Raw genomic sequence first — 6,806 nt, 5'->3', positions numbered from 1 at the left:
AAAAAGGATTGTCACGCGGAATTGTGGCATTATAGACCCTGAGAATATTGATGATTATATAAAAATTGGTGGATATAGTGCCTTAAAAAAGGCAAAAACAATGTCTCCAGAGGAAATCATTGAGGAAATAACAAAATCTGGCTTAAGGGGAAGGGGTGGAGCGGGATTTCCCACTGGTTTAAAATGGAAACTTACCCGGCAAAACCCTCCTCCCAGGTTTGTTATTTGCAATGCCGATGAGGGTGACCCAGGTGCATTTATGGACAGGGCTGTTTTGGAGAGCGACCCCCATTCTGTTTTGGAGGGAATGGCGATTGGCGGTTATAGTATTGGTGCGGATATTGGCTATATCTATGTCAGGATGGAATATCCCTTGGCAATAAAGAGGCTGGAGATTGCAATAGCCCAGGCAGAAGAAAAAGGTCTTTTGGATGGATTTAAAATAAAGATAAAAGAAGGGGCAGGCGCATTTGTCTGCGGAGAAGAAACCGCTCTAATTGCCTCAATTGAAGGAAAAAGGGGGATGCCAAGGCTAAGGCCTCCCTTTCCTGCCCAATCTGGATTATTTCAAAGACCAACCAATATAAATAATGTGGAAACCTGGGCAAACATCCCCTGGATAATTTTGGAAGGAGAGGAAAAATTTGCCTCCTTAGGAACAGAAAAATCAAAGGGAACAAAGGTATTCTGCTTGGCAGGAAAGGTAAAGAACCCAGGGCTTATTGAGGTTGAAATGGGAATAAGCCTAAGGGAGATTGTCTTTAGCCTTGGTTCTGGAATAAGGGATAACAAAAGATTTAAGGCTATTCAGATAGGTGGTCCCTCGGGTGGATGCATTCCTGAAGCCCTTTTGGATACCCCGGTTGACTATGATTCCATTACCAAAACAGGGGCGATTATGGGTTCGGGTGGTATGGTTATTATGGATGAGACAACCTGTATGGTTGATGTAGCAAGGTTTTTCCTTAATTTTGTCCAGGATGAGAGCTGCGGGAAATGCACCTTATGCAGAATAGGAACAAGGAGGATGCTTGAGATTCTTACGCGTATTACCGAAGGCAAAGGGGAGATTTCCGATATTTCTCTTTTGGAAGAGCTTGCCTTAACCATAAAATCAGCAAGCCTTTGCGGACTTGGTCAAACCGCACCAAACCCTGTGCTTACAACCCTGAAATACTTTAGGGATGAATATGAGGCACATATAAAGGATAAAAAATGCCCTGCCAAGGTATGCAAAGCCTTACTTACTTATTCCATAAACCCTAATGTTTGCACCGGCTGCGGTCTATGCGCCAAAAAATGCCCAAATAATGCAATCTCGGGAGAGAAAAAGAAAGCTCATAAAATAGACCAGGATAAATGTATAAAATGTGGGATATGCTATGATACCTGTAAGTTTGGTGCAATTATTGTAGAGTAGGGAGCACAAAAAATTCCTTCTCCTTTACATTTTTGATTTCATAATGTATAATCAAAAAATAAAGCTTCATTTTGTCTTGCTTGACTTTTTGTCGATAGCGTATAATACGAAACTGTAGCGTTAATGGAGGTAAAAGATTATGGAGGCGATTCGTCTTAACAAAGTTATTGAGAGGGATGGAGAAATCTTTGTGAGCGGGTTGCCCTGTAAGAAGGGAGAATATGTGGAGATGATCTTGCTGGTTGAATCCTCGGCTATGCCTAGGCATCCTTATTTGACAGCCTCTCAGATACTTCATTCTGAACTAATTGGACTCTGGAAGGATCGTAAGGATATTAAAAATAGTTCAGCTTATGCCCGTCAACTCCGTGAACAAGCACAAAGGCGGCGAGGGTAAGTATGATTCTTGTAGATACTGATGTGATGATAGACCTTTTGCGTGAATACCCACCTGCGGTGGCTTGGCTAGATTTCCTCGGTGAAGAAGAAATCGTTTTACCTGGATTTGTGGTTATGGAGCTGATTCAAGGCTGTAGAAACAAGACTGAGCAAGAGAAGGTAGAAAAGGAATTGGGAACTTATAGCGTAGTTTGGCCTTCATCAAAGATATGTGATGAGGCGTTGTCTGCGCTTGTCCGTTATCATCTTAGCCATAGGCTGGGAATCCTTGATGCCTTAATTGGTCAAATGGCTGTGGCTTTGAATTTACCTCTATACACTTTCAACCAGAGAGATTACCCAGCCATCCCTAAATTGAAAACTGGACAACCCTATAAGAAGAGTTTCTGAAAATAGGGTGGCTGAAACATCGCCTAACAACGCTAAACACATACAAATTTTCTAAAAGCCAATGACTAAAGGCTAAATTATAACTATGAAAATAACCATAGACAATAAGGTATTAGAGGCAGAAGAAGGTAAGACCATTCTTGAGATTGCAAAAAATAATGGGATTGATATTCCCACCCTATGTTTTCTTGAGGGCTTTGAGCCTTATGGAGGATGCCTCCTCTGTGTGGTTGAGGTAGAAAATATCCCAAGGCTGGTTCCTGCTTGTGGAACAAAGGTAATGAATGGGATGGTAATTCACACAAATACACCAAAGGTAAGAGGGGCAAGAAAATTGTGCCTTGAACTTCTTTTGTCAGCCCATTGGGGGGATTGCTTAAGCCCTTGCAAAATGAATTGCCCAGCCGGAATTGATGTTGAAGGATACATAAGACTAATAAGAGAGGGAAATTATGAAGCCTCTTATCATCTTATTATGGAAAATTTGCCGTTTCCATCTTCTGTGGGTAGGGTCTGCCCAGCATTTTGTGAGGAAAATTGTAGAAGGAATTTAAAAGGGGGTTCTTTAGCAATAAGGGAGCTTAAGAGGTTTGTAGGGGATTGGGGTTTAAGGAATGCGGAATGCGGAATGCGGAATGCGGAATTAAATGGGAAGAAAATTGGGGTGGTGGGAGGGGGGCCGGCGGGGCTTGCTTGTGCCTATTATCTGGCAAAAGAAGGATATTCTATAACCATATTTGAGAAGGATGAGAAATTGGGTGGGATGATGAGATATGGGATTCCAGAGTATAGGCTTCCCAAGGATATTCTTGATGCAGAGATTGAAAAGATAATCAAGCTGGGTGTAGAGGTAAAGACAAATGCAAAGATTAAGAAGGATGAAATTTCAAACCTGAATTTTGATGCCATATTTATTGCAATTGGCTGCCAAAAGGATATAAAGCTAGGAATTGCTGGAGAAGACCTTTCCCATGTTATCTCTGGAATTAAGCTATTAAGGGATGTAGCTTATGGGAAAAAACCAGATCTAGGAAAAAATGTTTGTGTAATTGGTGGTGGAAATACCGCCATTGATTGTGCGAGGACAAGTTTAAGGCTTGGTGCAGACAGGGTTTCAATTCTTTACAGGAGGGGAAGGGATGAGATGCCTGCCTCAAAAAAGGAGATAAAGGAAGCAGAAGAGGAAGGGGTAAAGATAGAATTCCTGGTTGCTCCCAATAGGGTTTTTGAGGATTCAATTGAATGTATAAGGATGGAGCTTGGCGAACCAGATTCATCGGGAAGAAGAAAGCCAATTCCAATTTCTGGGAGTGAATTTAAGATTAAAACAGATACAATTATTACTGCCATTGGTCAGAGGGTAAGCGAAAGCTATAATATAGGAGGAAATGTATTTGCCGGTGGTGATTGTGTCTCTGGACCAGCTACGGTGGTTGAAGCAATAGCATCTGGGAAAAAAGGGGCTACTTCAATTATGAATTATCTTAATGGAAAAGGAGGGAAAGAGAAGAAGGAATATAATTGTGTAAGGGAGGGGATAAGCCCAGAGGATATTATCACAGAGGAGCAAATAAGGTATAAAACAAAGGTGGTATCGGCAGATGAAAGAAAAAAGAACTTCCAAGAAATAGAAGAAACTATGGACAAAGAAGATGCAAAGAAAGAAAGCGAGAGGTGTTTAAAATGTGGATGTGAAAAGGTCTCTGATTGCCTTTTAAGAAAATATGCCTCAATTTATGAGGTTAATCCAGAGAGGGTATCTGGATTTATAGAAAAAAGGGTTGTGGATACATCAAAAGATAATATAAAATATGACCCGAATAAATGTATTTTATGCTCAAGGTGTATTAGGATATGTTTGGAAATAAAGAAGCTTGGGGTTTTGGGTTTTGTGGGAAGGGGGTATAGGACACAAATTAAAGGAGGGTTTGGGGCAATGCTTTCGGAAACAAGCTGTGATGGCTGTTTGGAATGTGTAAACCATTGTCCCACCGGAGCAATGGTTGCAAGATGATAGACCTACATACCCACACAATATTTTCTGATGGAGAGCTTATCCCTTCAGAGCATGTCCATAGGGCATATGTAAAAGGGATAAAGGTTTTAGGGATAACCGACCATGTGGATGCCTCAAATATTGATTTTGTAGTGCCAAGGTTGGTTAAGGTTTGTGAAGGGCTTAACAAAAGGTTTCCCATTAAGGTTATTCCAGGGTGTGAGCTTACCCATGTTCCACCAGAGACAATACAAGAATTAGCCGATTATGGAAGAAGCTTGGGTGCAAAGATTGTGGTTGTTCATGGAGAGAGCATTATGGATACAGTTCCAAAAGGAACAAACCTTGCCGCTTGTTCTTCCAATATTGACATATTGGCACATCCAGGCTTAATCACAAAAGAAGAGGTAGCTCTTGCAAAAAAGAATGGGGTATTTCTTGAAATTACAGCCAGAGCCATCCACGCTTTTACAAATGGCCATCTGGCAAGCTTGGCAAAGAAACAAGGGGCAAATCTTGTCTTGAATACCGATGCCCATACATCAAATGAGTTTATAGATTTAAAAACCGCAGAAAAGATTGCTTTGGGATGCTCTCTTTCCCTTTCTCTTCTCCTTTCAAATTCCCGTTTTCTTGTCAAAAAGGCTTTGAGATAGGCCAATATCCATTATACCCTCGGATAGCCTGTCTCAATCTTGGAGATTATCCCACCCCTTGGGTTAAACTCACCAATTACCTTTACTTGCTTTGGGCTTGTTGCTTTAACAATATCCTCCAAAATCCTATTTACCGCATTCTCATAGAATATCCCAAGGTTCCTATATCCTAGGATGTATTCCTTTAGGGATTTAAGCTCAATGCAGAGCTTATCCGGGGTATAGACAATGGTGATACATCCAAAATCGGGAAGGCTGGTTTTTGGGCATAAAGATGTGAACTCCGGGATTTTTATGGTAATCTCATAATCTACGAATTGGTTTTCAAATACCTCAATCTTTGGTAGCTCAATATCCAATCCAGCCTTTGCAAGCTCTTTATACTTCATCTAATCACCTCCTCTTTTAGCTCCCTTTTTAGCAATGATAAAACAGCCTCAGAGGCTTTCTTTTTCTCAAATATAATCTTATAAACCTCATCTGTTATGGGCATATCAATATTTAATATCTTTGATTTTTCATAAACCGCCTTTGTTGTTCTTATCCCCTCTACAGCCATATTTACCTTTTTCTCTGCACTTTCTGGACTTTCTCCCTTTCCAAGCAATTCTCCGAACCTCCTATTTCTGCTATGCCTTGATATACAGGTTACCATAAGGTCTCCCATCCCCGATAAGCCAAAGAATGTCTCTTTGTTCCCGCCAAATGATATGCCAAATCGGACCATCTCTGCCATTCCCCTGCAAAATAAACCTGCCTTTGTATTGTCACCAAAACCCAGGCCATCAGAGATGCCACTTGCAATAGCAATGATATTCTTTAATGCACCACCCAATTCTACACCAATTATATCAGGGTTTGTATAGACCCTAAGATATTGATTTGAAAATAGATTTTGCACAAAAATCCTATCGTTTTCTATTGGGGTTGCAGAGATGATCGCGGTCGGGATTTTCTTTGATACCTCCTCTGCATGCGATGGGCCAGATAAAGCAACCACCCTTGCATCTTTTATCACATCCCTTATCACCTGTGATGGTGTTAAAAATGTTTGTTCCTCAAGCCCCTTTGAGCAGGAAATAATTAGCTTGTCTTCCCATCCTTCCTTTAGCCTTAAGAATGCCTCCCTTATTGTCCAGGATGGAATAGCGACCACAATTAAATCACAAGACCAGATACTAAATTCAAGGTTATCTGTAATCTCTATCCCGCTTGGAATAAAAAGCCATGGGAGATGAGGCTCTTTTCTTTCCCTTTTAAGCAGGTCTACCTTATCCTTTGAAAACTCCCATATCTTTACCGAATTTCCCGTATCAAATAACAGGCAGGCAAGGGTTATACCCCAGGTTCCACCACCCATAACACAGATATTCATCTTATACCTTTCTCTTTTTTCTTTCTTTATCAGGGGAAAATCCCGCCGCTCTTACCGCCTTTTTCCATCCCTCTTTTAGAGATTTATTCCCTCCAAAATACCTCTTCATTGCCTCGTATAAAGTCCTGTTAATATCCGCAGGATTTATTGGCTTGCCTTCTTTTTTTATCCCTCTGATTGCCTCGATAATCTTTGCTTTTGACCATAACTTCCTTTTTGTTTCTTTCTCGGGAACAAATCCCGCCGCTCTTACCGCCTTTTTCCATCCCTTTTTTGTAGATTTACCCCCTCCAAAATGCTTCTTTATTGCATAAAGTAAAGAGGGAAAATTCTTCATAATAGATGCTTGATTTATCCCCTTACCCTCCCTCTTCATCTTTTTAATCGCCTGGATAATCTTTACTTTTGACCATGATATATGCTTCTTCTTTTTTCTCTCTTTCTCGGGAACAAATCCAGCCGCTCTTACTGCCTTTTCCCATCCCTCTTTTAGAGATTTGTCCCCTCCAAAATACCTCTTTATTGCACAATGTAAAGAGGGAAAATTCTTCATAATAGATGCTTGATTTA

The 6,806-nt window shown here is 40.7% G+C and carries 7 protein-coding genes; 4 read left to right on the top strand and 3 right to left on the bottom strand.

Translation table 11 applies throughout. The annotated features are described in order from the left end of the window. From AB1397_05020 to AB1397_05005, 4 genes are all read left to right on the top strand, one after another. Positions 1-1,420: NADH-ubiquinone oxidoreductase-F iron-sulfur binding region domain-containing protein (locus AB1397_05020; GenBank protein MEW6482345.1), on the top strand; the 1,420-nt coding region annotated here is incomplete at its 5' end. A 399-nt stretch (positions 1,421-1,819) separates the two neighbouring features. Then, positions 1,820-2,209: a type II toxin-antitoxin system VapC family toxin gene (locus tag AB1397_05015; protein ID MEW6482344.1), complete on the top strand. Its 390-nt coding sequence runs from the start codon at positions 1,820-1,822 to the stop codon at positions 2,207-2,209. 85 nt (positions 2,210-2,294) lie between these two features. After that, positions 2,295-4,223, top strand: a complete 1,929-nt coding sequence (locus tag AB1397_05010) for an FAD-dependent oxidoreductase (GenBank protein ID MEW6482343.1) — start codon at positions 2,295-2,297, stop codon at positions 4,221-4,223. Continuing rightward, a complete protein-coding gene (locus AB1397_05005; GenBank protein MEW6482342.1) occupies positions 4,220-4,861 on the top strand; it encodes a histidinol phosphate phosphatase domain-containing protein in 642 nt (213 codons plus the stop codon). Before AB1397_05010 ends, AB1397_05005 begins: the two co-directional genes overlap by 4 nt. 11 nt (positions 4,862-4,872) lie before the next feature. Here the strand turns inward: AB1397_05005 and queF are convergent, their stop codons facing one another. From queF to AB1397_04990, 3 genes are all read right to left on the bottom strand, one after another. Beyond that, positions 4,873-5,250, bottom strand: coding sequence for a preQ(1) synthase (gene queF, locus AB1397_05000; GenBank protein ID MEW6482341.1), 378 nt, complete (start codon positions 5,248-5,250; stop codon positions 4,873-4,875). After that, a complete protein-coding gene (locus tag AB1397_04995; GenBank protein ID MEW6482340.1) occupies positions 5,247-6,236 on the bottom strand; it encodes an NAD(P)H-dependent glycerol-3-phosphate dehydrogenase in 990 nt (329 codons plus the stop codon). The genes queF and AB1397_04995 overlap by 4 nt, the downstream gene beginning before the upstream one ends. A 1-nt stretch (position 6,237) precedes the next feature. Next, positions 6,238-6,806: hypothetical protein (locus tag AB1397_04990; GenBank protein ID MEW6482339.1), on the bottom strand; the 569-nt coding region annotated here is incomplete at its 5' end.

Source organism: bacterium, from assembly GCA_040756715.1.
In the GTDB taxonomy this organism is placed as follows: Bacteria; UBA9089; UBA9088; order UBA9088; family UBA9088; genus JBFLYE01.
The sequence above is the reverse complement of the archived record's forward strand: the minus strand, read 5'-3'. Positions and strand labels throughout refer to the sequence as shown.